Source organism: Arthrobacter antibioticus, from assembly GCF_030063205.1.
Taxonomy (GTDB): Bacteria; Actinomycetota; Actinomycetes; order Actinomycetales; family Micrococcaceae; genus Specibacter.
The window spans coordinates 1,018,589-1,044,171 of record NZ_JASISQ010000001.1; the positions used below are offsets into that span (position 1 = coordinate 1,018,589).

Annotated in this window: 14 protein-coding genes and 2 pseudogenes; 8 read left to right on the forward strand and 8 right to left on the reverse strand. The window is 54.7% G+C overall.

Annotated elements, in window-relative coordinates; genetic code table 11:
* Positions 1–3 precede the first annotated feature (3 nt).
* The 6 genes and pseudogenes from QMG40_RS04690 (at position 4) to QMG40_RS04715 (ending at position 6,001) form a co-directional block, all read left to right on the forward strand.
* Positions 4–381, forward strand: coding sequence for a DUF2304 domain-containing protein (locus QMG40_RS04690; RefSeq protein ID WP_283528394.1), 378 nt, complete (start codon positions 4–6; stop codon positions 379–381).
* Entirely contained in the window at positions 382–1,269 is an 888-nt protein-coding gene (locus tag QMG40_RS04695) for a glycosyltransferase family 2 protein (RefSeq protein ID WP_283528397.1), read from the forward strand.
* 244 nt (positions 1,270–1,513) lie between these two features.
* Positions 1,514–2,386, forward strand: a complete 873-nt coding sequence (gene rfbA, locus QMG40_RS04700; RefSeq protein ID WP_283528652.1) for a glucose-1-phosphate thymidylyltransferase RfbA — start codon at positions 1,514–1,516, stop codon at positions 2,384–2,386.
* Between the two features lie 101 nt (positions 2,387–2,487).
* On the forward strand, positions 2,488–4,473 hold the full coding sequence (locus QMG40_RS04705) for a DUF6541 family protein (protein ID WP_283528399.1): 1,986 nt from the start codon (positions 2,488–2,490) through the stop codon (positions 4,471–4,473).
* A 252-nt stretch (positions 4,474–4,725) separates the two neighbouring features.
* A pseudogene (locus QMG40_RS04710) lies at positions 4,726–4,905 on the forward strand (ISL3 family transposase); the annotation flags it as partial.
* A gap of 538 nt (positions 4,906–5,443) precedes the next feature.
* A pseudogene (locus tag QMG40_RS04715) lies at positions 5,444–6,001 on the forward strand (ISL3 family transposase).
* Positions 6,002–6,322: 321 nt separating this feature from the next.
* On the opposite strand, the gene QMG40_RS04720 reads toward QMG40_RS04715, so the two are convergent.
* From QMG40_RS04720 to glf, 5 genes are all read right to left on the reverse strand, one after another.
* Entirely contained in the window at positions 6,323–7,612 is a 1,290-nt protein-coding gene (locus QMG40_RS04720) for a nucleotide sugar dehydrogenase (RefSeq protein WP_283528401.1), read from the reverse strand.
* A 989-nt stretch (positions 7,613–8,601) separates the two neighbouring features.
* Positions 8,602–9,330 carry an ABC transporter ATP-binding protein gene (locus QMG40_RS04725; RefSeq protein ID WP_283528404.1) on the reverse strand — a complete coding sequence of 243 codons (729 nt, stop codon included), beginning with the start codon at positions 9,328–9,330 and terminating at the stop codon, positions 8,602–8,604.
* A 1-nt stretch (position 9,331) separates the two neighbouring features.
* Positions 9,332–10,213 (reverse strand): ABC transporter permease, encoded by an 882-nt coding sequence (locus QMG40_RS04730; protein ID WP_283528406.1) that lies wholly within the window; start codon positions 10,211–10,213, stop codon positions 9,332–9,334.
* A 6-nt stretch (positions 10,214–10,219) separates the two neighbouring features.
* Positions 10,220–12,241 (reverse strand): glycosyltransferase, encoded by a 2,022-nt coding sequence (locus QMG40_RS04735; protein WP_349361592.1) that lies wholly within the window; start codon positions 12,239–12,241, stop codon positions 10,220–10,222.
* A complete protein-coding gene (gene glf / locus QMG40_RS04740; protein WP_283528408.1) occupies positions 12,238–13,422 on the reverse strand; it encodes a UDP-galactopyranose mutase in 1,185 nt (394 codons plus the stop codon). Before glf ends, QMG40_RS04735 begins: the two co-directional genes overlap by 4 nt.
* A 309-nt stretch (positions 13,423–13,731) precedes the next feature.
* Here glf and QMG40_RS04745 point away from each other — a divergent pair, with 309 nt between their 5' ends.
* Positions 13,732–18,027: an FtsK/SpoIIIE domain-containing protein gene (locus QMG40_RS04745; RefSeq protein WP_283528410.1), complete on the forward strand. Its 4,296-nt coding sequence runs from the start codon at positions 13,732–13,734 to the stop codon at positions 18,025–18,027.
* Positions 18,028–18,055: 28 nt separating this feature from the next.
* Here the strand turns inward: QMG40_RS04745 and QMG40_RS04750 are convergent, their stop codons facing one another.
* Positions 18,056–18,505 (reverse strand): hypothetical protein, encoded by a 450-nt coding sequence (locus QMG40_RS04750; protein ID WP_283528412.1) that lies wholly within the window; start codon positions 18,503–18,505, stop codon positions 18,056–18,058.
* Positions 18,506–18,791: 286 nt separating this feature from the next.
* Between QMG40_RS04750 and QMG40_RS04755 the strand changes: the two genes are divergently transcribed.
* Entirely contained in the window at positions 18,792–19,040 is a 249-nt protein-coding gene (locus QMG40_RS04755) for a WhiB family transcriptional regulator (protein WP_038469266.1), read from the forward strand.
* A gap of 82 nt (positions 19,041–19,122) precedes the next feature.
* Here QMG40_RS04755 and QMG40_RS04760 read toward each other — a convergent pair whose 3' ends face one another.
* Together QMG40_RS04760 and QMG40_RS04765 are read right to left on the reverse strand one after the other, a co-directional pair.
* The gene (locus QMG40_RS04760; RefSeq protein WP_283528414.1) at positions 19,123–20,601 is read right to left on the reverse strand and encodes a sensor histidine kinase; all 1,479 of its coding nucleotides are present in this window, start codon (positions 20,599–20,601) and stop codon (positions 19,123–19,125) included.
* A 101-nt stretch (positions 20,602–20,702) separates the two neighbouring features.
* On the reverse strand, positions 20,703–25,571 hold the full coding sequence (locus QMG40_RS04765) for an NAD-glutamate dehydrogenase (RefSeq protein ID WP_283528416.1): 4,869 nt from the start codon (positions 25,569–25,571) through the stop codon (positions 20,703–20,705).
* Between the last annotated feature and the right edge of the window lie 12 nt (positions 25,572–25,583).

The window sequence follows — 25,583 nt, forward strand, 5'->3', positions numbered from 1 at the left end:
ACCATGATCAATCTCGCCCCGTTCATCCTGGCCGTCGCCATCGTTGTCCTAGTTTTTGAGATGCTTCGGCGAAAAAAGTTGCGGGAAAAGTACGCGGTTCTTTGGCTGGTCGTAGGTGCTCTCACTATAATCTTGGCGGCGTTCCCGCACGCTCTGAGCATTGCATCAGACTTGGTAGGGATCGAAATTCCATCCAACCTTCTATTCATGCTCAGCATCCTTCTGCTGTTGGGCGTCTGTCTCCACCTGTCATGGGAAATTTCTTCAGTTGAGGACGAGACACGCACTCTAGCTGAAGAGGTTGCAATTCTCAGAACACAGTTGGAGGCTACAAACCAGCAGCTGCAGTCCCTCTCGCTGAAGAAAGAACACGGTGAATAAGTGTCCCTCGATATCTTTATCCCTTACTGGGGCGAACCTGAATACATGAAAGCCACTATCCAGAGCGTTCTGAATCAAGACACGAACGATTGGCACCTGACCGTTGTAGATGACGCCTACCAAGATTTCACAGTTCAGGAATATCTGAAGAACCTCAATCACTCTCAGATTACCTTCATTCGCAAAGAACTGAATGAGGGAATTACTGCAAATTTTCGAACGTGCGTATCATTGGCACAACGTGACCTGCTTGTTGTTTTAGGCTGTGATGATCTACTTATGCCAAACTATGTTTCCACTATTTTGGCCGCCCATCGAGCCTTCCCAGATGCTTCAATTATCCAGCCCGGCGTCCAAGTTATCGACGAAAATGGAAACAGAGTCCATACACTTGTGGACACTATAAAGCAACGTCTCATCCGCCCCCGCAGCGACGGTCGGCAGCTCCTCTCGGGTGAAAGCCTTGCCTCCAATCTCATGCTCGGGGTCTGGCTCTATTGGCCATCTTTAGCTTTTCGTACACAGAAGATTCAAGAAGTCGACTTCCGTGACGCCTTCCCAATCATCCAAGATGTAGCACTGACCATGGACATGGTCTTCGGCGGAGCTCAGCTGCTTGTCGATCCAACAGTATGCTTCCGCTACCGCCGCCACTCCTCCAGCGCTTCTTCCCTCAAACTTGTTGATGGATCGAGATTCTCGGGTGAACGCGAGTATTTTAATCTTGCAGCGGACCTCGCCCAACGTTTGGGCTGGACGCGCACGGTGCGCGCCTCTAAGTGGCGCTTGACATCACGCGCTCATGCCCTTGCCCTTCTCCCCCAGGCAATCGTCACTCGCAATATGGTCGCCACGAAGGCTTTGACTCGTCATGTGTTTGGAACCTAGTGCGGCCTGCCAAAAAACACAAATAGTCTCTCCTGACTTCCAGCTGCGGTGTGAAGCTCACTAGTAGCCAAACCTTGGACAGCAGTAGCAGTCATCAGACAATCCGGCTCGTTGACCCCAAAATCCATCGGTAGGTCGCCGTACTTAGCCAGCCCAACTACGCAAAACTCACTTAACTGCCTGAATCGAGGCCATGCCGGAACCTTATTTTGCTGTTAATACCCTTGTGCGGGATGATTTACGAATGCGAGGAATCATATTAGCCGGTGGCACGGGCTCAAGGCTTCACCCAATCACACTTGGTATCAGCAAGCAGCTGGTGCCTGTTTACGACAAACCAATGATCTATTACCCGCTGTCTACGCTTATTCTTGCTGGGATACAGGACATCTTAATCATCACAACACCTCAAGATGCTGACCAATTCCACCGGCTCCTCGGCGATGGATCAAAATTTGGTGTAAACCTGACCTACAAACAACAACCATCACCCGACGGCCTCGCTCAGGCCTTCGTATTGGGCTCAAAACACATTGGTCACGGCTCAGTGGCTCTCGCGCTTGGTGACAACATCTTCTACGGGCCGGGTATGGGCACGCAACTCAGACGCCATTCCAACATCGACGGAGGATCGATTTTTGGCTATTGGGTCCGGAACCCAAGTGCCTACGGGGTTGTCGAGTTTGACGGCGATGGGCGTGCCATCTCGCTGGAAGAAAAGCCGGAAAAGCCTAGGAGTAACTACGCGGTACCAGGATTGTACTTTTACGATAATGAGGTAGTTGAGATCGCTCGGAGCCTCAAACCCTCCTCTCGCGGGGAATTGGAAATAACAGATATCAATAAAAACTACTTGGAACGCGGCAAGCTCAGGGTAGAAATATTACCCCGAGGCACCGCCTGGTTGGATACGGGGACGTTCTCTGATCTCAACGATGCCTCAAATTTTGTTCGCACCGTTGAAAATCGACAAGATCTCAAGATTGGGTCGCCGGAAGAAGTTGCTTGGCGTGTTGGGTTCCTCACTAATGACGAATTGAGGGAGCGGGCGGAACCCCTAGTCAAGAGCGGATACGGCTCCTATCTTCTTGGTCTACTTGGGTCCGAGAATGTATAGCCACACACCTTGACACCCTAGTGACTTGCAAGTTTACGAGCCAACCTCACTTCCTCAACAACCTCTCTCTAGCCCTATTATGTTTACCGAATGGAATCTGAATGACCTGGCTAGCAACGTTACCGACTATTGTTGCGTGCGTCATACTCTTGTTCGCACCTGGACTAGTTTTCGGTACTATTTTGGGCTTGCGCGGTTTGTCTCTATTGGCATCATCTCCAGTAATTACGGTTGCTTTCACTTCAGTCACCGCCATTCTGTGTGGCGCCGTCGGTATTCGATGGTCCGTCGTCCCCGTCGTCATTACGGTCCTAGCAGCCTCTTTGGTTGTTTGGTTCCTCAAGTGGTGTGTAAATAGAACACGAAGCGTTACGTTCACTAAACATAAGATGCACTTTAGCCATGCCGGCGCCATTCAAAGCGCAGGTTTTGTAATTGGCTCCCTGACCATCGCTCGCCAATTAACCCGCGTGTTTGGCGCTCCAATGAATATTTCCCAGAGCTTCGATAATATTTTCCACCTAAATGCCGTTCGTTACATTTTGGAAACCGGCAATGCTTCTTCGATGACTGTTGCAGCCATCAACTCCGGCGATCTGCCACCAACTTTCTACCCCGCTGCTTGGCATGGTCTAGCTGCCCTCTTAATCCAGCTGACCGGATCACCGCTGAGTGTTAGTGTAAACGTTCTCAACCTCACTATCGCAGCGCTGGTTTGGACATTGGGATGTATGTTTCTCACGCGTGTCATTGTGGGCCAAAAGCCTTGGGCTGTGGCTTTCGCCGGTGTTTTGGCAGCAAGTTTCTCATCATTTCCAATCCTGCTTCTCGATTTTGGTGTCCTATATCCGAATTTTTTAGCGATAGCCATGCTTCCTTTCGCGTTAGCTACCGTCGCAATATTCTTCGGCCTTAGCACTGACTTCAAATGGGTTCGAGCAGCCCGATATGCGGCAGCGCCTGTGTCCGCAATTGCTCTGGCCATAGCCCACCCCAATGGGTTCATGACTTTACTTGCCCTGAGTCTCCCCATAATTCTGGTGGCGTTCTGGCGACGATACTTCAAGACCAGGTTTTGGCGAGCACACAAGGGAGAAACTGTTGTGATCATTTCGTCACTGATCATAGCTTCCGTAGTTCTTGCTAGAGTCTGGGATTCGGTTCGGCCACCTGCTGAAGCATCCACTTGGGCACCAAGGAACTTGCCTGCGAGCTCAATCGGCGAAATCCTTACTAACTCAGCTATGGGCCGACCCGCCGCATGGATTGTCAGTATCCTAATGGTAGTTGGAATCTATGCTGCCATTCGAGCTGGTAACAACGGCTGGCTTCTTGGATGCTTCATGGTCACGTCGGCACTTTTTGTAATCGTCAGCAGTTTCCCTCAGGCTGACTTTCGGTCTGCTATAACGGGAGTCTGGTACAACGACAGTTTCAGGCTGGCTGCTATCCTCCCCGTCACTGCGCTCCCACTAGCAGCCTTGGGATTTGATTGGATTCATCAGTTAGTAAAAGTCAAAACTGAGACCAGCACCCTCGCAGGGAATGTAGTTGATCGCGTCTCTCCAAAGGTACATTTCGGTCTGCGAACAGTAGCGGGGGTCTTAGTCTTGGTTTTCTTAGCCATCGGCTTGCAGGGCTCGGCCATGAAGTTTGCAAACAGGTCGGCAGCTATGACCTACGAAGAATCCGAGGACGCAGCGCTCGTGTCTATTGATGAGCTTGCCCTGATAACTAAACTCGACCGCCTAGTGCCCGCCGACGATGTTATAGCCGTGAGTCCTTGGACAGGAGCGGCTATGGCTTTCGCCTTAGGCGATCGCTGGACAACGTCCATGCACACGCTGAGTACTTATTCACACAACGTGGAAATCATAAATGCCCACCTGAGAGATGCAGCAACAGATCCCGAAGTTTGTCTTGCTGTTAAGGCCACGCGTGTGCGATATGTTCTTGACTTCGGAGCCAGAGAAGTTCATGGTGGAAGGCATGTCTTCGCCGGATTAGACAACTTGGAGAACTCCAGCGCGTTCGAACTAGTCAGTCAGGTTGGCGAAGCCAAGCTTTACAAACTTATTGCTTGCTAAACGGAGCGCCAGTATTTCGTGAAGAACCCTAACTTCGTGTTGTTGCACGAATGTGACCGTAGCCCTCCGATGCTGAGAGTTCAGACGCCTGCATCTTTTACATGAGTATTTGAGGCTTTGAGGGCTCTTGGTGGTTGGTGGGGGTTTGAGTTCTTGATTTAGCTATGCAAAGGGCCCGTGGCCCTGTTGGGATGAGTGTGTCTAAGCATTCAACCTGGAACAGGACCACGAGCCTTGAACGAGCCTACCGTCATGGCAGTTGACGCTGCCACCACCCTTTTCAATCTGCCTGACTACCGTGTCATCTCAACGACCATCACTACTGATGGTTGCCGCCAAGTGATTGTTGAAAGCGAGCAGCCACCGGGCTGTCCTAGTTGTGGTGTGGTCGCCACGAGGCGGAAGGAACGCCGCTTCCAAAGGATCCGCGACATCCCAGTCGCTGGGAAGATTGAAGTGCTGTGGCGCAAGTACCGCTGGTATTGCCATGAGCCTCTCTGTGAGAGACTGTCGTTCTTTGAATCCACGACCCAAGTCCCATCCCGGGCACGCTCCACAGGTAGACTCCGGGACCACTTGGTGGATGCGGTGATCCGCTCCGGGCTGGCGATGTCAGAGACCGCAGCGAGGTTCGCGGTCTCGTGGTGGATGGTCAGGGCTGCAGTTAATGAAGCAGCCATCATCACTTTGCCTAACGTCGATGAGCTGGCTCCGCGGATGCTTGGTATTGACGAACACCGTTTCCGGTCTGTGCGCTACTTCCAGGACCCAGCATCGAAGACGTGGACTCGTTACGAGCCCTGGATGAGCACGATCGTGGATCTTGATACCGGCCAAGTACTCGGAGTTGTCGACGGCCGAGACCACACAGGTATCGGGGCCTGGCTCATCCAGCGCCCGTTGCGCTGGCGCCTGGCGAGTTCACATCGTCGCGATCGACCCCTCAGCCGCTTTTCGCAAGGCACTACGAATGTGGCTGCCCCGCACGGCCGTTGCAGTGGATCACTTCCACCTAGTCTCCCTGGCGAACCAGGCTGTGACCGAGGTCTGCCAGCAGCTCTCTCACCAGATTCACGGCCGGCGCGGCCGGGCAGTTGACCCAGCGTGGGCGCACCGGATGCTACTCCTGCGTGCCGGCGAGACCCTCTCGGACAGCGCCAAAGACAGGCTGGAGAAGGTCTTCGGTACCGATGATCCGACCGGGAAACTCAGAGCAGCCTGGGAGGTGAAGGAATAAGTCCGGGCACTGCTGCGCACTGGTTCTTTAGAGGACGCAGAGCTGGCCAAGGAGCACCTCGAATACTTGGTGAAGGAATCCAATCAACCAGAAACCACCAGGCTCTGGCGCACCATTTGCCGATGGTGGAAAGAGATCGAAGTCCTCATCGTCACCGGCGCGACCACCGGAAAAGTCGAAGCCAACAACACCACCATCAAGAACATCAAACGCACCGCACGTGGCTACCGCAACCGAAACAACTACAAATCAGTTATTCTCCTAAGAAGTGCCGCCCGAACGACGGCATGACACTCACCCGGGAACCCGAATCCCCACGAACCACGAAGAGCCTACCCGGCTCTCCGTGGTTCGTGGTGAAATCTGGTTTCGTGTCCTTGAACGAAGGTGGCCTGTAGCCTGCGTTGTGATGGATGTTCTGACGTATTCATCAATGACAGTACTACGGGCCTTGACAGAGCTTACTTTGCCGCAGCCTGATGCTGCCACCACGATCTTCAACCTTGAGGACTACCGTGTCATAAAGACCCCAAAATGAACTGCCCCTCAGCATCGATGATGGGTGCGAGGGTATTGATACTGAGTCATCTGACGGTGGGTGGTGAGAACGTATTACGACTTGCCAATGACACGGTATGTGACGCCATCCCATTTGTCTGCAGAGCTGACACGCCGGCCGTCAACAAAGACTTTGATCCCGGGCAGGTCTTCCCTGTTGATCTCGCGGTACTCGGAGTGATCGGCCTGCACGACCGCGGCCTCGACTATCTCCCCGAGATGGTAAGGCATAAATCCAAGCTTAGTCAGCTCTTCATCGGTGTACATAGGGTCGTGGACTAACGCAGTACCGCCCCGTCGTGTGATGGCTGCAACAGCATCGAATACGCCTGAGAAAGCAGTTTCCTTTACGCCTCCGCGATAGGCGGCACCAAGAACGACAACACGAGCCCCGTTCAAGTCGCCGTAGGCGCCTTCGAGTAAACCTATCGTGTAATCGGGCATGCCAGCATTGGCATCACGTGCGGCACGAACCACGGTGGCGTCCGGATCATTCCACAGGTAAAGACGCGGATAAACGGGGATGCAGTGCCCTCCAACGGCAATACCGGGCTGGTGAATGTGACTAAACGGCTGCGAATTGGAGGCCTCGATTACTTGGTAGATGTCAATTCCTGAACTGGCGGCGAAGCGTGCGAACTGATTCGCCAATCCGATGTTGACATCCCGGTAAGTGGTCTCAGCCAACTTCGCAAGTTCGGCACCCTCGGCGGACCCGAGATTCCAGACGCCATTGGGGCGGTTCAGATCGGGGCGATCGTCAAAGTCCAGCATCATCTCATAAAACCCAACAGCTGCGGCAGCCCCGGCATCGGATAATCCTCCCACCAGTTTGGGGTACTTGCGCAGGTCTTCAAAAATTCGGCCGGTGAGCACACGCTCCGGGGAAAACACCAGATGGAAGTCAACACCCTCGACAAGGCCCGAGCCAGTTTCCAACGCAGGCTTCCAACGGTTACGGGTCGTACCAACAGGCAGTGTCGTCTCGTAGGCTACGAGTGTGTTGGGAGTCAGATACTGGGCTAGTTCGGCAGTGGCAATATCCATCCCCCCAAAATCAGGTTTGGCGTCTCGATCAACAAACAAGGGAACCACCAAAACCACAGCGTCTGCTCCCGGTACGGCCTGAGCGTAATCCGTGGTCGCTCTCAGCTTACCGGCCCAGACCAAATCAGAGAGTTTCTCCTGCAAGTGCGCTTCTCCGGGAAACGGTTCATTTCCAGAATTGACTAGGTCAACCACTGTCTGGTTGACGTCTACACCGACCACATCGTGGCCCTTGGAAGCGAACTGGACTGCCAATGGCAATCCGATCTTACCGAGCGCAATGACAGCAATTTTCACGAGTTGTAGCCTTTAACTATGGGCATTAATAACACCGAGTTGATGGGATGATGCCACGGTTTATCTAACAGAATATCGAATCCAACCCAATACCCCCTTTTATTCACGACGCTTCAGGGCACCTGTCAGTCATGGCAGTTGAAACCAAAAGCCGCTTGTACAACAGACGTTGGCGACCCCAACTGTGACACACTCGTCATCCAAGGCACGTTCGCCAAACAGGTAACAACGGCACGAACAACGTTCACTCTATCCGATCCCACTTGCAGTGAGTATTGGTCGTAGCTCTACCTCCGGAACAAGGTAATAGATTTGAGCTGATCTCGGTTCACTCTCATCGTCGCCATCAAAGTGCTATCCACTCCGCGGGGGATACGACCCATCTTTGCGTTCGTGCCGTCTCTCACTTGTTTCTTGACCACATGAAATCCAGGCAACCGCAGATACACTCAGCGGGCTGGCTCTCATGAAAAGCAAAACGGTAATAGTTCCCCACAATAGTGTCTTTGCTGTCAACCCCTACATCGGCACTGCACCCACCTAAAATGCTCTCAGCGTCATCAAACCAGCCCTATGGCACAGCACGGATTTGTCTGCTACTTGACAGTCGCAACCTTTGTTAGCTGTGGCAATCTTGAAACCGCATGAAACTAACAGGCTGTTCGATCTTGTTGGTGCTTACTTCCACGGTGAGAATCCTTCCAATCGACTTTGAGTAGCCATGGACGGGGGAATAGGAGTTCGATTGCTTCTTGCTGTAATCGCTACTACATATGATTCTGACTTCTTGGTGGATTTCGGAATCCAAAAGCGCCACCGTTGCGAAGAAATGCTCTGGGACAGCCGACTAACGTAAGAATTCCTGAGACAAACAGGAATTCTGTCCTATGCAGACGGCAGACTCTTCCTGCTACATGAGTCCCTTTCATGAGGGGCCGCTATGTGAAGCGGCCTATCCCGCGGAGATTGTTCCTCTGTATGCCGCTGCCCTATTCACCGCGTATCTTAGTCACTGCAGCATCAATTGGTCCGTCGAAAATAATTTCGCCATGGTCTAATAGGACTCCCCGGTCGCAGATACGCGAAACAAGATTCAAGTCATGACTGACAACCAGCAGAGTCTTGCCCTCGGCCGCCAATTCCTGAATCTTCGCAATGCACTTCCTCTGGAAAGGTTCGTCTCCCACCGCCAGAATCTCATCGACAAGGAAAACCTCGGGATCGGTATGGACCGCGACGGAAAAAGCAAGCCGCAGGTACATACCCGACGAGTAGAATTTCACTTCGGTGTCAATGAACTTCCCAATTTCGGCGAACTCAACTATAGACTGGAACCGCTCGTTGATTTGGTCTTCCGACATGCCTAAAATGGCTCCGTTGAGGTAGACGTTATCCCGTCCTGAAAGGTCATGGTGGAATCCTGCCCCAACTTCGATCAAGCCAGCAACACGTCCGCGTGTGCGAACCGTGCCCGAGTCGGGGAGCATAACCCCGGAAATATGCTTGAGCAGCGTTGACTTCCCAGAGCCGTTGAACCCCAGCAAGGCCACAGTCTCTCCCTGGTTAACGATCAGGTCCACCCCCTTGAGCGCGTGGAACTTCTCAGAGAGCTCTCCTTTGCGGCCCTTTACTAGCCAAACAAAGGCTTCCTTCAATGATCGGGAATGGCGGAGCACGAACTCCTTGTTGATAGCCCGCACTTCTATTGCTGTTGTCATCTTAGAGCTCCTGTGCAAAACGGCCCTCAAGCCGTTTAAAGGTCAACTGGCCCCACAACAGGATACCGGCAGAAATTAGCAACCCTACGGGAACCCACAAAGTCAGCAGGTGCAGAGGAACTTCGGCTGCCCCGTTTGTTGTGGTCGGCGCCCAGAAGGCGAAGTGAAAGGTTTCTACAGCAATCGAGATCGGGTTTGTCTGGTAAATCGTATACCACGTCTCACCAAGCTTACTCTGCACCATCGTCCATGAATACATGACAGGAGATGCCCAGGTTGCGACCATAAGCAACATGTCCACGAAATTTTCAGAATCTCGAAAATAAACGTTGGCCGCACCAAACAACAGCCCTAACCCAGTCGCAAGCAGTGCCACAATGACAAAGCCAGCAATTGCAGCCGTCACCTGAATAGCGCTTGGTCTCCACCCTGAGAACAGGCAGGCTGCGACAAGTATCAGCAGTTGTGGCACAAAATGCACGGCAGACACCCACACCGAAGCAATCGGGAATAACTGGCGTGGCAGGTAAATCTTCTTAATCAGCCCCCCATTGCCGACGATCGATCGCGCGGCATTGCCCAAGGCTTCCGTAAAGAAGTTAATCAGAATAATGCCCGAGAAAAGGTAAATTGCGTAGTTGGGCAAGCCGCTCTTGTTGGTGGGACTTTGCTCAAGGCCTAGGAAAACTCCTAGTGCGACGTAGAAAACAAGAAATTGCACTCCTGGCTTCACATATGACCACAGAATGCCCAAGACAGAGCCCCGGTATCGAACTTTGAGTTCCTTACGCACAAGCAACTTCAGAAGGAACCGAGCCCGAACCACATCTGCTAGTCCGCCACTCACTCCAGGGCGGACCAGCTCATCATTCTGATGGGTCATAATCGACTAGTTCTCGCTTTTTCCACTGTGTGCGGCAAACGTCTTACCCCATTGCTCCATGGAGGTAATTCTAGGCAGCGCCTCCCTGTATTCGGCACTGAGCCGACTCCAATTTCTCATCAGATCTGCGTATACCCGTCCGCTCGAAGCAATGGATTTGCGCACCTTTTGCGGGTCCCGCTTATACCAAGAAACACTTGTCCCATCAGCCTTGGATACCAATGCGCTGTCGAACTGGGAAATCCGCCACCATTTGTTATCTTGGTGGGCAATCAAAGCTTCAGGGTGCTCCTGATTCACTTCTTGGACGGGCTTTACCAACTGGCGCACAACGTTGCGAACCGCCCATGGGGCCAACGTTGCATAGCTCGGCGGATGGAATCCCTTGCCTCGCCGCGGAAGCTTGTTGGACCTTAGTTGCGGAAAATCATCCAAGTCTGGCTGGAACTGTGTTTCCGAGTACTCAGTACCCAACTTGCGAATCTCACCCAATTTGGTGCCGAGGATCTCGTGCAAAACGTCAGGTCCCCGCAGCAGATCCTGCATAGCCTGCATTCTGGACTGAACTGTAAAATACTGCATGGACATCAGGTGTTTGACGTCAGTTTTAAAAGCGTGTTCGAACAATCCGCCAGCCAGCTTGTAAGGGCTGTGCAGCAAAGCATAAATGTATCTGTTGCGTGCATGGAAATATGCCTGCCAGTCAACAGAGTCATCCTTGTCAATCCAAGAAATATGCCACACAGCGGAGCCGGGCAAGGAAATAGTGGGGAATCCTGCCGCCTTTGCGCGCACACCGTATTCTTGGTCGTCCCATTTGATGAAAACAGGGAGCGCCAAGCCAATTTCACGGATGACCTCAGTGGGGATCAGGCACATCCACCAGCCGTTGTAATCCACGTCAACGCGACGGTGCATCCATGCGGTCTGTCGCAAGTTACCCTGGCTAAAGTCATGACGCATACGCTGACCCGGGTTGGGTTCTACTGGGCGGATCGAGTATGGTTCGATGGTTTCGCCGAAAGTGTGCAGAATATTGCGATCGTGCAGGTCAAACATGTGACCGCCCACGATAGATGGCTTCTTGCAGAAGTCCGCAAACGTGATCATACGCTCGATGCTCTCCGTTTCCAGAACAACATCGTCGTCCAGCAGCAGGACGTAGTCACTTCCGTTCTCCACAGCCTCATACATGCCACGGGCAAAACCACCCGATCCACCAAGATTGTCCTGATTGATCATCCGCAATTTTCCGGCCAAGGCAGATGCCACATCATCAAAACCCTCAGCTTCAGTGACCTTCTGCGATCCTTGGTCAACGACAATAACTTCCCGAACATTCTTCAGGCACTCAATATCGGATGCGAGCAACTCCAAGTTGTTGATACAGAATGACTGCTTGTTCATCGTAGTGATTTCCACAGTCAATGAGCCGTCAATCCTTCGCTCCGCCTCCGTCAGCCATTCGGCTCCTAGGAATTCGAACTGTTCAGCTCCACCTGAAACGTCAAACCAATACCACCCACCGTCGCCGAATGGATTCAAGCTAAGGTCGAAGTCGGTGACGTCATTGTTTCCGGAAACTTGAATTGACTCCACATGCTGCAAAGACCCGCGCGCATTGGACTTGTAAACGCTCACGAGCCCCTGTCCAGAAGTCCTGACGGAAAGACGAACGTCACGGACTGTTGTCCAGCGGCGCCAGTAACTCGCCGCAAATGCGTTGAAGTAGGTCCCGAAAGACACACGCTCTCCAGCGCGAACGGTCATGGAATCGCGGGAAAGGATGTCATCGGCGTGGGCTGGCGTCTGCGCAGCCAAAACCATGGCCGACGCCATGACAGCTTCGCGTCGTGAGCCGAAAGCTTCTTCCGTCTCGGCGGCAGCACTGATGGCGAGCCCTGCATCGATGTACAACGGCAGAGTCTCCATCTGATCGCTGTTCGGCAGAATGACGCGCTGAAGTGTGCGCCACTGCTGAGTCTCTGGTGTCGGCGTCGTTTCTTCCATCGTTTCAGTTACGCTCACGCGTCAACTCCTCCGCTTTGCAGCTTCGCACCACCGGTGAAGTGTGGCTTGATCTTGTTGTCATACATGTTCAGGGCCGATCCGATGGCCATGTGCATATCCAGGTACTTGTACGTGCCGAGGCGGCCACCAAACAGCACGTTGGACTCTCCGCGAGCAAGGTCGCGGTAGGCCAGCAGTTTGTTGCGGTCATCTGTTGTGTTGACCGGGTAATAAGGCTCGTCGCCCTTCTCGGCGAAACGCGAGAACTCACGCATGATGACAGTGGCGTCCTTGGTGTAGGCACGCTCTGGGTGGAAGTGACGGAACTCGTGGATACGCGTGTAAGGCACATTCTCATCCGGGTAGTTCATGACTGAACAGCCCTGGAAGTCCTCGATTGGGAGAACTTCCTGCTCCAAATCAATGGTCCGCCAAGACAGATCACCCTCGGCATAATCAAAGTAACGGTCCACTGCACCCGTGTAAATGACAGGGACCTGGCCGGTAACAGCCTTACGACCGTACTGACCGTCGTCAAAGAAGTCAGTATTCAGCACAACTTCAATGTTCGGGTGGTCCGCCATCCGCTCAATCCACGCGGTGTAGCCGTCAACCGGCAATCCCTCATGGGTGTCGCTGAAGTACCGGTTGTCATAGTTGTAACGAACAGGCAGTCGGGAAATGATCTCCGCCGGCAGATCCTTGGGATCCGTCTGCCACTGCTTGCCGGTGTAATGCTTGATGAACGCCTCATACAAGGGGCGCCCGATCAGCTGGATGCCCTTGTCATTCAAGTTGCTCGGGTCTGTTCCGGCAAGTTCCCCGGCCTGCTCCTGGATCAGCGCCCGCGCCTCACCCGGGCCCATTGAGGAACGGAAGAATTGGTTAATCGTGCCCAGGTTAATGGGCATTTGGTAAACCTCACCCTTATGGGAGGTATAAACCTTGTGCTGGTAGTTGGTGAACTGGGTAAAACGGTTCACATACTCCCACACACGCTCATTGGAAGTGTGGAACAGATGCGCACCGTAACGGTGCACCTCAATGCCTGTCTGGGCCTCGTTCTCGCTGTAGGCATTGCCGCCGATGTGGTGGCGGCGGTCCAAAACGACCACCTTCAGTCCCAACTCTGTGGCGGCACGTTCTGCAATAGTCAGGCCAAAGAAACCCGAACCAACGACGACTAAGTCAGCGTTCACAAACTCTCCTGTATAGCGTGGTGAAAATTATGGGCATAACAATGCCAAGGTCTAACACCCTAGGTTACCTGAACGTTACCCATTGCTTCTGCTCAGGTGGTCTTACTCACAGCTTCAGCCAAGAATGCCAGCACGTTAATTCTTCCACAGGCTCTGCCGGAAGCTTGCCTATTCACACTGTACGACGCCGGATCTTGCCATCGCTGGCATCCCACCTAGGCTCAAAAATAGCAAAGTGAATAAGGCCCACTTGCGTATGGGTTACGGGAGGAGTTCGCGGCTTTAGTTCGCTGCGGGAAGGGAAATGTCATGTTGCTTGAGCTCACCTTGGTGGCCGGAGTGCCCGCGGCTGAAACAACTGATCGCCTCAGTGATAATGCACTTTTTTCGCCTACAGAGCTGACCATCACATGGCCTCCTGGCATACAAGAGGGGGACTGTTCCGGGCTATCTCTGCAGCAGGCCTTGGCGAAACGCTGGGCAGGCAACTCCTTCACCGTCGACGGCATACTCCTAAGTACTTTAATGGCCGGAATTGCCCCGCTGGTGAACGGCGCCATTGTCGTAGCCTCTCGGACTAAATCACCCGGCGTGGTAACCGCCGGTGGTTCCAGCTGCAGCGACGCCAATGACAACGCTGAGGCAAAAAAGCCTGGTGATTCCGCGGCCGCTCCAGAGAAGCTCACTGCAGGTCAGGGACTGGCTGCTGTCTTGGCGGTGAGTTCGGGGCCCAATGCAGGGGCTGTCTTTGCCTTGCACCGTGGCAGCTACACCCTGGGCCGTGGCCACTGCCAGATCAGGATCGCAGATCCAGCCATTTCTCGGCATCACGGCACCTTGATTGTTGGCGCCCACAACATCACTCTGACAACGGCACATGGGTCAGCAGGATTTATGATTCGTTGCCTTGCCGGTTCCCCCACAGCGGAGGGAACGCCACTCAAAGACACCACGATTCTGCAAGTGGGTCACTCCATTCTCTGTGGCAACAGCTGCCTAGAACTCAGATTCCGGGACGGAGGTCTTTTTGGTTCCGCTTCAGTCCCTGCCCAAAGCCGCACAAGAACCAAGAGTGCAACAGGCACCACGTGGCCGTTGAATCCCGCGGCATTGGAAACTATTTTTGTGCAGAACCCTTCAGGAGCCTCCCGAGGAAGAATGCCGCTGCTGATTGCCGGGTGCCTACCGTTGGTGATCGGTATTGTGCTGGCTCTGTTGACTGGCTCATGGATGTTTCTCGCGTTTTCCGCCATGGGTGCAATAACTGTTCTAGTCCCGCTCTTTAGCGGGACAAAACACCGAAAAGCCCTTCAAGATGCCGTGCTCCAAGCGGCCCGACAAGATGCCGACAGGCGTTCTCAGATCTTCCCTGATGCCGGCACTTTAACCATTGCTGTGCAGGCAGGTTCCGGCCATCCACGAGCCAGGCCACCTTGCATGGCAGCTGCGCTGCGTGTTGGCACGGCGAACGAACCCGCGGCTGTAGCCCCGTCACCCACAGACCCGTTATTTTCAGCCCCGCTAATTCCCGGGCTGCCATTCAGTGTGTTGCTGGGGGACCAGCTAGTGACCGTCTGCGGCCCGCCCTCCCCCTTGATGGCTCTTCTGCGCTTCGCGTTGATGCAATTGGATGCGGCCGCCATTTCCGTAGTGCTTGTTGGTCCCGCCCACACTCTTCCCTTGGCCGCACGGTTCCTGCCCAACACCGTGCTTACAACCTCAGCGCAGTCCACCGTCAAAGCGCTGGATGATCTGGGTCAAAATGACCTCCACCGCGATGACAGCCATGACAGCCATGACACTGAGCATCTGTTGGGTGTCCTAATCATTGTCAATGAAACGATTGACCCACTGGCCTTCTCTATCCCCGGGCTGTGTATCCTGCACTTTGCCGGGCTTGATCCAGGTCTGTATTCCCCCTCCACATTGGTGCAGCTTCGGGTTGAGGGAACGTCCATGATAGGAACATTTGCTGGCCGGAATTTTGTGCCTGACGGAGTTCCTGAAGCCGTCTTTGACAGCTATGCACGCTGTCGCTGTACCCCCTGCAGTGTGAGCGAGTCACGAGTGCGGAAATCTCTATCCACAAACTCCCTGCCTCTGCCAGAGGACAGCACAATTGCAGCTTTGCAGCAGCAGTGGAAGCTCTCGGCAGCTGCACCACTGCGCCCCATTGCCGTGGGCCAGTCCAGAACCGGCCCCACCCTGTTTGACTTCCAACACGACGGCCCACACCTACTGGTCGCCGGGACCACTGGCTCAGGAAAGTCAGAATTCCTGAGGACTTTAGTGGGCAGCTTGGCAGCAGCCCACTCCCCCGCTGATCTGCAATTTATCTTTATCGATTTCAAGGGCGGGGCTGGTTTGGGTGTTTTGACGAAACTGCCGCACACAAGTTCACTTATTACTGACTTGAGCGGTCAGGGAATGGACCGAACATTGGCATCTTTGGGTGCCGAGCTGAGCCACCGTGAAGCCGCGCTGGCCGCTGTCGAGGCTTCAGAGAGTGATCAGTACCGGTCCATAGTGCGCCACCATATTCCACCTGTTCTTGCGGGTGAACCGGGTCATCATGCCATGACCCATCTTGTGATCGTTGTTGATGAGTTCAGAGTCCTGGTCGATCAGTTCCCCGACGCCATGATCGAGCTGATGCGCATTGCCGCCTTGGGAAGGTCGCTAGGAGTTCATTTGGTCTTGGCAACACAACGGCCCCAAGGTGCGATCAATGCCGACATTCGAGCGAACATCACCAGCTCCATTTGCCTTCGAGTGCAATCTACCTTCGATTCCTCCGACGTTCTTGGCAGCGGCGTAGCCGCCAGCATCAGCGTCAATACCCCCGGCCGGGCCTACATCAGCCGGGCTGCGTCAACCCCTGAGGAGTTTCAAAGCGCCACTTTGTATCTCCCGGTCACAGGAACCTGCACGCTACCACTGGTACAGTGCTCCGAGGACCGGCTCCGCGCAGTTCCGCCCTCATCACCTGGTTCAGAAACTCCTTCAAGCGATGCAGGCGCCGTTGGCGCACTTTTGACACGCGCTTGGCAGCAACTCTGCGCATCAGAGGTGGAGTTGTTCGCGGCCCCTGCCATCGTTGCTGCCGAGCTACCAGCGGTAGTTGACCTCACTGCAGTAGACCTCACTGCAGTAGACCACATTGCAGGTGACCACCCCACCGAACAGGGCGCAAAAACCACCGAGTGTTCCGTGAAGTTGGGCGTGATCGATGTTCCCCAAAGCCAGTCGCTCGAGTCCTTACACTGGCAACCCCAACTGCACTCGCACCTAGCATTTTTTGGCACAGGATCGCAGACATCGGCAGCCATAGCGTTAGTAGTGAGCCAGTTGTTAGCCAATAATGCCGTTGCCACTACCAAAACTCAAGATACGGGACGCCCTGTCACCCCACTGCTGTATCTCCTTGACGGCGATGGTTCTCTAGCGTCATTCGCCGATTGCCCTTGGGTGGGTAGCCGCATAACACCAGAAAACTTGCGAACAGCCTGGCATCTAGTGGGCAGGCTGGCAGAGACGGCCAAGACAAGCACCAAGTTATTTGTCCTTTGTATTACCGATTGGGGCCGGTGGGTGACTGCTTTCAGATCCAGCCCTTGGCAAGACGCTGAAGATCGCATTGCTGAACTAGTCCGCTTCAGCCAACCAAATTTGGTTGTGGTGGTCAGCGGAGGCCGTGAGCTCTTGACTGCCGCATTTCTCGCAGCCGTTCCCAATAGGGCATTTCTTAGCTGCGGCACCACTACCGAAACCACCATGCTCTGGCCCAAACTCCCGCGCTTCAATCCAATGCCAGGAAGGGCCGCCATTGCCGGACCCATCAACGCCCAAGGCAGACCCGGCGGCGGTACCTCAATGCGGATAGCCCAACTCGGCAAAGCCCCAGGAAGTGGTGACGCTCCCGCTCTGGCACAGCGAAGTCGTGCCACCGGCACGCTACTCATCGAGCCCCTGCCCACTACTCTCTCCATGGCACAGATGACGGCAGTGACTGGCGGTAATAAGTACGCAACTACTGCCCCTGTTGCCTCTGGACGGAGCATTACTTTGGGACTGGGCGGCGACGGCCATCAGGTGGTGGAGGTTGTCCTGGCACCGGGTGGCGTCTTGGCCGTGATTGGTGGACCCTCGGCGGGAAAAACAAGCCTTATTAAGGCGCTAACGCTGCTTAATGGTTCTTCAGGCTGTGATTTCACAACCACATCTAAAAGACCGAGTTCCATGAAACATGTTTCGATGGACCAGACAGGTGCGGGTTCCATTCTATGGCTGGACGATGCTGCTTCTCTGAGCGCTCAAGAACTGCTCCAAGCAACTCGAAGCCTGGCGTCCGGAGCGGCAATAGTCGCCGCATTCACCTACCCCGGCCCTGCCGTTTCAGCGTTGCCGTTGGAGTGGGGACTCAGGGCTGCTCAGCAGGGAGTAGTGCTCAGACCGCAGCGTCCCAGTGATGGAGACCTCTTTGGTGTTCGGTTGGACACTGCGGGTGCTGAACCACCTGGGCGAGGTGTGCTTCTTGACCACGGCCACCGGCGTTGGTTCCAGTTTCCGTCTCCAGAAATGGGCGTGCCGGAAGTGAGGTTCTAAAATGGTCCAGAACAGGAGGGCCGGAGTATTAAATGACGTTGTTTTCTGCCCCAGTGCGCAGTGAAAAAGCAACCACTTTTGGCGTAAACAGAAAATACACTGTGGCCACAGGCGGCAGCAACAACAAAAGTCCCAGCCCAATGGTGCCCGCAACGAGTGCCGGCACCGCAATGGCCACCATCAACAACTGCCAAACGAACGCCGCCGAGCGGGTCCATCGAAACCCTCTAAACGCATTAACGGCCACGGCGCCAAGCCCTGCTGCCAACGCTAGAAGCAGCACGATTAAAAACACGGCACTGGCCATGGAATGTGGTGTCTGAGTCAACGCGGAGAAGATCGAGTATAAGCCCATAGCCCCGATCGCCAGCGCTTCAATACCAACAACGATTGCCACCACGTAAACGCCAACTGGGCGAGACAATTCGGTACTTGGGACGCTGGGTTCCACCAGCTCAGGCTCTTGGAAATGGGGCATTTTGGCAGGGTTTTCAGGATCTTTTGGCACAAGAGCACCCTACCGGATATAGCTTGACGTGGGCTATGAAGCGACTCTCGGCGCCGGCCGAAGGCAATGAGTTGTTGTGATGTAACCCTCACGGTTATAAGCTAATATTTCCATCATTACCTCTTGTTTACGCAGAGTTAACATGACACGATTAACTCAATGACCTAAACAGGCCCAAGACGGGCCTTTTCTTATGTGGCCAAAAGTGAATTTTTTCACAAGTTGCCCGCCGTTCTAAAAGGAGTGAGTGATCAGCATGGACTGGCGTAGTCGCGCAGCCTGCCTCGACAAGGACCCGGAGCTGTTTTTCCCTGTGGGAAACACTGGCCCGGCCTTGCTACAAATCGAGGAAGCAAAGAGCGTATGCCGTCGCTGTCCCGTGATTGACACCTGCTTGAAGTGGGCCATTGAATCAGGACAAGACGCAGGAGTTTGGGGTGGCTTGAGCGAGGATGAACGCCGCGCCATGAAGCGTCGTGCAGCCCGCGCCCGTCGCGCCAGCTAGCTTAACTTCTTCACCCAACCCGCAGCAGAGATTAAAACCGTGCTAGTCACGAATTTTTCCTCTCCGCTGCGGGTTTGTTTGTTTAATGCCGACTGATCAGCGCCATCTGTAGCTCAACCACCGTGCCGCCTCCCTCCCGAGGCGACCATTCAATAGTGCCGCCCAACTCACTGGTAACAAGTGTCCGCACAATCTGCAGCCCCAGCCCCTCGGTAATGTTTCCTTCAGGTAGGCCCACACCGTCGTCAGCTATGGTCACGGTCAATGCGTCATCATTTGATTCGTTCTTATACCTACGCGCGTTGAGCCACACTGTCCCTTCGCGGTCCTGCAGGCCATGTTCAACAGCATTGGCCACGAGTTCATTGATGACAAGCGCCAGCGGAGTAGCGAAATCGCTGGGCAGCTCCTCAAATGCACCCTCTTTTTCAGTACGTACACGCTGTGACGGCGAAGCCACCTCCGCTGACAATCTGAACTGCCTGTCAATGAGCTCATCAAAGTCAACGTTTTGAGCCAGGCCCTGAGAGAGGGTTTCGTGGACCAAGGCAATCGTTGAGACTCGACGCATGGCCTGCTCCAGGCCCTGTTTGCCTTCTTCGCTTTGCATGCGCCGGGACTGCATACGCAAAAGAGCTGACACGGTCTGAAGATTATTTTTGACTCTGTGGTGGATTTCGCGGATGGTGGCGTCCTTTGACACCAGCTCCTGTTCCCTGCGGCGAAGTTCAGAAACGTCGCGGCACAAAACCAAGGCGCCAAACCGCTCGGTAGCATCTCGCAACGGAATGGCGCGCAGAGAAAGACTTACTCCTCGCGACTCAATCTCGGTACGCCACGGCATTCGTCCTGTGACAACCAGCGGCAACGTTTCATCCACCATTCGCCGGTCCTTAAGCAGGCCGGTGGTCACCTCCGCCAGTGAACGACCTTCCAATGATTCCCCGTCACCTAGCCGACGGAAGGCTGAGACACCATTGGGGCTTGCGTACTGAACAATCCCATCAACGTCAAGACGCAGCAACCCGTCACCCACACGAGGAGCACCGCGCCTGGAACCCGTGGGCGAGGCAAAATCTGGCCACAGTCCCAAAGTGCCCATCTTCAGTAGATCGTAGGCACATTGGCGGTAGGTCAATTCAAGTCTTGAGGGCATACGTGAACTGGACAGGTCCATGTGTGTGGTGATCACAGCCAGTGTGCGCCCGTTGCGGACCATAGGGATGGCCTCAACGCGCATAGCCATGTCCGCGTGCCAGACCTTCGTTTCATGTGAGCGTTCAATGTTCTGGCTTTTCCATGCCAGCTGAACCAGCGGCTCAAGCAGCGGTTGGATCCGCTCCCCCACGAAGTCCGCATGAAACATGGTGTGGGAGGTAGAGGGGCGTACATGGGCCAAGGCCACATAGCCTTCGTGGTTGTTTGATGGGAACCATAAGACCAGGTCCGCGAAGGATAAATCAGCGATCATCTGCCAATCACCGACCAGTAAATGCAGCCATTCGGCATCACCCGGGCCCAGCCCTGAGCTATCTCTGATCATGTCGGCAAAGACTGCCATGCTGGCTCCTTAAAGATGGGTGGCGGTGCCCGCTGCAGACAACAGGCACCGCACAAGCGGTTGCAACCATGCAATTGCACCCGCCCACAACGAGGGCTTCTCTAGCGCCGCACTATTGAACGCAAGAGCCTCAATGCTACAGACAAAGAAGCCATATCATCTTGTTCAAGCTCGTTTACCTCCGCAAACATCCGAACGGCACGGGCCAACTGTTCCTCATTGGCTTTCTCCCACACCTCAATTCGCTCCGACGTGGACATACCCTTTTCGGTGCTTTCCATGACATTGCGTGTCATGTCTGCAGTTGTCGCATATAGATCATCACGCAGTGCCGCACGAGCCAGCGCTTGCCACCTATCATTGCGCGGAAGCGCCGTGATGCGTTCAAGCAAGGCATCCACTCCGTAGCGGTTGTACAGGGCGTAGTAGACACTGGCCACGTTTTCCTGCGGTTCGGATAGCGCCTCACTCACCTTTGCCACATCCAGCAGCGGGTACGTCTCGAACAGTTCAGCCCAGCGGCTACCCAACGCATCCGGCATCTCAAAGGATGCAGCCCGGCTAGTCCACGTTGCAACCCGTTCCACGTCAACGCCTTGGAAGAAGTCGCCCATGTGCGTGCCCAAGGCACCCACAACCGGCTTGAAACGGTTGACCAGGTCTTCAACGCTCTGCTGCCCAATGCCTTCGTTCACCAGCCACCGCACGGAGCGGTCAAGTAAGCGGCGCATATCCAGATGAACTGTGCACCACTGCTCAGTCGGGAAGGCCGGCGGCAGTTCACGCAACGCTGCATTCATCGAGGCGAAGTCAAAGATTTCATGCAGCGCAACAAAGGCCTTGGCTACTACAAGCTCATTGGCTGAGGACTCCTCCATGACACGGAAGGCAAAAGTGATGCCACCAACATTGACCATGTCGTTTGCCACTACCGTTGCAATAATCTCCTTGCGCAGCGGATGGGTGTCCAGCTCCGCGTCAAAGCGCTCGGCTACTGCTGCTGGGAAATAACGACGCAGCGTTGATTTGAACCAAGGGTCATTGGCGAGGTCACTATCACTAAGAGCCGTTGCCAGTTCCATCTTGGCGTAGGCGAGCAGGACTGCCAGCTCAGGGGAGGTTAGTCCCTGCCCGGCGCTCAAGCGCTCCTGCAACTCTGCGTTGCTTGGTAGCGCCTCAAGTTCACGGTTCAAGTCGGCATGTTCTTCCAACCAGTCCATGAATCGTTCGTAGCTGGGGCTCCATTCAACAACACGCTGGCGGTCGTTGAGCAACAAAATATTCTGCGCGATGTTATCTTCCAGAACCAGATGTCCAATTTCATCGGTCATGGACATGAGGAACTCGGTGCGCTCAGCGGGATCCAGCTTTCCTGCCGCTACCATCCGGTCAACAAAGATCTTGATGTTCACTTCATGGTCTGAACAGTCAACCCCGGCCGAGTTATCGATGGCATCAGTGTTTAGGATGACCCCGTGAAGGGCTGCCTCTACGCGGCCGTGCTGGGTCATGCCAAGGTTTCCACCTTCACCGATGATCTTCACACGCAGGTCGGCGCCGTCAACACGGATAGCGTCATTGGTTTTATCTCCCACTGACACATGGCTTTCAGTGCTTGCCTTGATGTAGGTGCCGATGCCGCCGTTGTACAGCAGATCAGTGGGTGCCAGGAGCACTGCGCGAAGCAACTCTGGTGGGCTGAGTTTCACAGTTCCCTCGGGTAGTCCAAGAGAGGCGCACACTTCAGGGGAAATGGGGATTGACTTGAGCGTGCGTGAGTAAACGCCGCCACCTGCACTGATGAGGTCCTTGTTGTAGTCCTGCCACGATGAACGCGGCAAGTTATACAACCGCTGACGCTCGTCAAAGGAAGCACCCGCTGCAGGGGTGGGGTCAAGGAAAATGTCTCTGTGGTCAAAGGCCGCAACCAAGCGTACGTGACGGGTGCGAAGCAGACCGTTGCCAAACACGTCTCCTGACATGTCCCCCACGCCAACTGCCGTGAACTCCTGAGTTTGGGTGTCCAGATCGAACTCGCTAAAGTGGCGTTTCACCGATTCCCACGCACCGCGAGCGGTGATGCCCATGGCCTTATGGTCATAACCAACGGAGCCGCCCGAGGCGAACGCGTCGCCAAGCCAGAAGTTGTAATCTGCAGAGATGGCGTTCGCAGTATCGGAGAACGAGGCCGTTCCCTTATCTGCCGCTACCACCATGTAGATGTCATCCTCGTCGTGGCGGACCACGTTTTCCGGGGGAACAACCACTTCGCCCTCGGCGGTGACAACCAAGTTATCGGTGACGTCAAGTAACCCGCGGATGAATGTCTTGTAGCTTTCCTTGCCCTCTGTTATCCAGGCCCCACGATCAACAGCTGGGTTGGGGAGCGCCTTGGCAAAGAAGCCTCCCTTAGCTCCGGTGGGAACAATGACAGCATTCTTCACTGTCTGTGCTTTCACTAGCCCCAGTACTTCCGTGCGGAAGTCTTCCCGACGATCTGACCAGCGCAGCCCGCCACGGGCAACCTTGCCAAAGCGCAAGTGTGTACCTTCCACGCGAGGTGAGTAAACCCAGATTTCAAACATGGGCCGTGGTGCCGGCAGTCCTTCGATGGCTGACGGGTCAAATTTGATGCTCAGGTAGTCGCGGTCGCGGTAGTAGTTGGTCCGCAGCGTTGAATCAACAAGGTTGGCAAAGGTCCGCAGAACCCTGTCCGCATCCAGGGTAGGAACGCTTTCCAGCGCTTCGTCCAGGCGGCCATGAACTTCGGCCTGCAACGCGGAGCGATCAGCGTCCTCAACAGCGGGGTCGAAACGTGCCTCAAATAGTTCAACGAGCGCACGAGTGACGGCCACGTTGTGCAATAAGGTGTCAGCAATGAATCCATAGGAGTTGGTATTGCCCATTTGGCGCAGGTACTTGGCGTATGCGCGCAGGATGACGACTTGGCGCCAGTGCATCCCCTCCGTGAGAACCAGGCGGTCAAAGTTATCCGACTCGCTCAGTCCTGTGATGGCTGCGGCGAAGGCCTGCGTGAGCAGTCCTGCCGTGGCTATTGGATCAACACCGGCAGGGTATTTCAGGCCCAGGTCGTAGAGGAAGAAATCGCGTTTATCCGCGGTTTCAACTTCGAAGGGCCGCTCTTCAAGGACTTCAATGCCAAGGTTGTGGAAGAACGGCAGGATTTTGCTGAGACTTTTCGGATGAGCCATATATAACTTGACTCGAGCGTCCTCGTCCAGACCAGTCCCGGCAGGCAGGTAAACATGCATGCCCGGTGCGCACTTTTCCGGGGCTAGGCCGGCTTCAATGGCGCTCTTGTACTGGGCGTCAAAGTTCTCAAAGCGAGTGATGTCAACTAATGCATCCTCGACCTCAAAATCGACCCTGTAGCTTGGCGGAAATGCTTCGGACCACTTCTCGACCAAGCGTTCGGCGACCTCGAGATGCTCGGAATCACGCAGTACCTTGGCAATGCCTTCGGGCCATGACCGGGCTGCACGAACCAGGCGCTGTTCCAGCTCGGCTACGTGAAGATCGGCCGGAACCCTGTAGTCCTTGGACAGACGGATACGGAAGAACAAGCGGGCTAGTGCCGATTCACTCATACGAGCTTCAAAGTCGATCGAACTGGCGTTGAAGGTGCGGGTGAGCTCCTCCTCAATCCGGTGGCGCACAGCTGTTGTGTAGCGGTCACGAGGAATGTACACCAAAGCGGACATAAAGCGCCCGTAGATATCGGGACGCAGGAACAACCTTGTGCGACGGCGTTCGGCCAGCCGCAGGATGCCGTTGGCAATCTCGATCAGGTCAGCAACCTCAATTTGGAACAGCTCATCGCGCGGGTAGGTCTCAAGAACTGCAAACAGGTCCTTGCCCGAGTGTGAGTTGGGCGGGAACCCAAAGTGACGCAAAACGGCGTCGACTTTTTCTCGCACAACAGGGATGTTGCGTACCGAACCGGTGTAAACGGCTGAGGAGAAGAGCCCAATAAAGCGTTGCTCGCCATTGACATTGCCTTGGGAGTCAAAGGACTTAACTCCAATGTAATCAAGGTAGGCACCGCGATGCACTGTGGAGCGAGAGTTGGCCTTGGTGATAACCAGCACGCGCTTCTCACGCGCCTTGCGTCGACCAGTGGTTGTTAGGTGCTGGACTGTGGGGTGACTCGAACCGTCGCGCAGGAGCCCTAGGCCGCTTCCTTCACGGTTGACCAACACGTCTTCGCCGTCTCGCTTATCCAGGTCGTATTCACGGTAACCAAGAAAGGTGAAGTTATCTGCCTCCATCCAATGCAGGAGATCTTCGGCTTCACGGAGGTCCACCAGGGACTCTCCGGCCAAGGCGGTGGCCAAAATTTCGGCTCGGCTCAGAGCCTTCTCTCGCATGGCCGGCCAGTCTTCAACGGCGGCGCGGACGTTTGCTAGTACCTTCTCGAGTCCGGCAAGAAGTTCCTCCTTGGCGGGCTCGCTGATCTTGGAAATTTCAACGGCAATCCAAGATTCTAGGAAAGCACTATTGTCACCGTCTCCAAGGAGGTGGGAGATGTTTGGCATCGCAGAGGTATCGCCGCTGGCAACTCCCGCGTGGGAAGGAACTTTTGTTACAGAGGTAAGCTCATTGCTTCCCTTATCGCGGGCAACGACAAAGACAGGGTGAGTCACGAGGTGGATGGCAAGTTTCTGTCGCAAGAGTTCTGCGCTGACGGAGTCAACAAGGAACGGCATGTCATCGGTGATGATATAAACAACGCTGGCATCCGGTTCATCGTGGATGAGGACCTTAGCCTGGCCTGACGTGCGCTTGGCTGCGAGCTCCTGGTGGGCAAACGCCCGTGCGCTGAGGAGTTCGGGATCGTAGCGAGCAGCATCCTCATCGGATAGTTGCACAAAGTAGTCATTCAGGAACGACTGGCCACCATAACGGCTCTGGTCCCGTACAGGTTGATGGCTGGGTGAGTGCAATGACATGAATTAACGCCT

What these genes read in the sequence shown, in the direction of transcription:
- QMG40_RS04690 (WP_283528394.1), top strand. Translation starts at nt 4, where the DNA reads ATGATCAATCTCGCCCCGTTCATCCTGGCCGTCGCCATCGTTGTCCTA.
- rfbA (WP_283528652.1), top strand. Translation starts at nt 1,514, where the DNA reads ATGCGAGGAATCATATTAGCCGGTGGCACGGGCTCAAGGCTTCACCCA.
- QMG40_RS04705 (WP_283528399.1), top strand. Translation starts at nt 2,488, where the DNA reads ATGACCTGGCTAGCAACGTTACCGACTATTGTTGCGTGCGTCATACTC.
- QMG40_RS04725 (WP_283528404.1), bottom strand. Translation starts at nt 9,330, where the DNA reads ATGACAACAGCAATAGAAGTGCGGGCTATCAACAAGGAGTTCGTGCTC.
- QMG40_RS04730 (WP_283528406.1), bottom strand. Translation starts at nt 10,213, where the DNA reads ATGACCCATCAGAATGATGAGCTGGTCCGCCCTGGAGTGAGTGGCGGA.
- QMG40_RS04745 (WP_283528410.1), top strand. Translation starts at nt 13,732, where the DNA reads ATGTTGCTTGAGCTCACCTTGGTGGCCGGAGTGCCCGCGGCTGAAACA.
- QMG40_RS04750 (WP_283528412.1), bottom strand. Translation starts at nt 18,505, where the DNA reads ATGCCCCATTTCCAAGAGCCTGAGCTGGTGGAACCCAGCGTCCCAAGT.
- QMG40_RS04755 (WP_038469266.1), top strand. Translation starts at nt 18,792, where the DNA reads ATGGACTGGCGTAGTCGCGCAGCCTGCCTCGACAAGGACCCGGAGCTG.
- QMG40_RS04760 (WP_283528414.1), bottom strand. Translation starts at nt 20,601, where the DNA reads ATGGCAGTCTTTGCCGACATGATCAGAGATAGCTCAGGGCTGGGCCCG.
- QMG40_RS04765 (WP_283528416.1), bottom strand. Translation starts at nt 25,571, where the DNA reads ATGTCATTGCACTCACCCAGCCATCAACCTGTACGGGACCAGAGCCGT.